Annotated in this window: 2 protein-coding genes; both read left to right on the top strand. The window is 65.7% G+C overall.

The annotated features are described in order from the left end of the window. Window positions 1–240, top strand: a 240-nt coding sequence (locus DW823_RS09635; RefSeq protein WP_147324175.1) for a PTS sugar transporter subunit IIC, incomplete at its 5' end; no start/stop codon positions are given. Then, window positions 221–1,054 (top strand): PTS system mannose/fructose/sorbose family transporter subunit IID, encoded by an 834-nt coding sequence (locus tag DW823_RS09630; protein ID WP_117565064.1) that lies wholly within the window; start codon window positions 221–223, stop codon window positions 1,052–1,054. The genes DW823_RS09635 and DW823_RS09630, both read left to right, overlap by 20 nt. The last annotated feature ends 9 nt before the right edge of the window (window positions 1,055–1,063 follow it).

The following is a 1,063-nucleotide window of genomic DNA, read 5'->3' as shown; positions in this document are numbered from 1 at the left end:
GGCGTTGCCGCCAACATCCTGCCGGCCATGGGCTTCGCCATGCTCGGCCGCCTGGTGCTCACCAAGCAGCTCGTGCCCTTCTACTTCCTGGGCTTCCTGCTGTGCTCCTACGCCAACGTGCCCGTCCTGGGCGTCGCCCTGATCGCCATCATCATCGGCATCGACAAGTTCGACCTGCTCGGCCTGGGCGGAGCCCAGCCCCAGCTTTCCGCGGAAGGGGATGAGGACGATGACTTCTAGTCCCGAGAACAAGATCACGCGCTCCGACCTCGTCAAGAGCGCCGTCAACGTCGGCGCCCTGGGCATGGAGTTCTCCTGGACCTACTACAAGCAGATGAACATCGCCTTCTGCCTGATGGTCGCCAACATGCTCAAGAAGATCTACGCCGGCCGCCCCGACGACTACGCCGAGGCCCTGCATCGCCACTGCGCGTTCTTCAACATCACCGTCCAGTTCGCCCCGTTCGTCGGCGGCATCGCGATGGCCATGGAGGAGAAGGTCGCCCGCGGCGAGATCGAGCCCGAGAGCGTCAACGACGTCAAGGCCGCCCTCATGGGCCCGCTGTCCGGCATCGGCGACTCCATCTTCCTGTCGACGCTGCGCGTGGTCGCCGCCGCGGTGGGCATCAGCCTGTGCCAGGCCGGCAACCCCTTCGGCCCCATCGCCTTCCTGCTCATCTACAACGTCCCCGGCTTCGCGCTGCGCATCTGGGGCGCCGTCAAGGGCTACGAGCTGGGCGTGGGCTTCCTGGACGAGGCCCAGAGGACCGGCCTCATGCAGAAGATCATGACCTGCGTGGGCATCGTGGGCGTCATGGTCGTGGGCGCCATGTGCAAGGACATGTTCTGGGCCAGCATCCCGGTGGCCATCGGCTCGGGCGAGGACGCCCAGACCCTCCAGGACATCCTGGACGGCATCATGCCCGGCATGCTCGGCATGCTCGCCTTCTGGCTGTACTACTGGCTGCTGTCCAAGAAGATCAACCCCATGGTGCTGATCGTGGCCACCATGGTCGTGGGCATCATCGGCGCGTTCTTCGGCGTGCTGGCGTAAGGGCCCGGC

The organism is Collinsella sp. AM34-10 (genome assembly GCF_003469185.1).
Classification (GTDB): Bacteria; Actinomycetota; Coriobacteriia; order Coriobacteriales; family Coriobacteriaceae; genus Collinsella.
The sequence above is the reverse complement of the archived record's forward strand: the minus strand, read 5'-3'. Positions and strand labels throughout refer to the sequence as shown.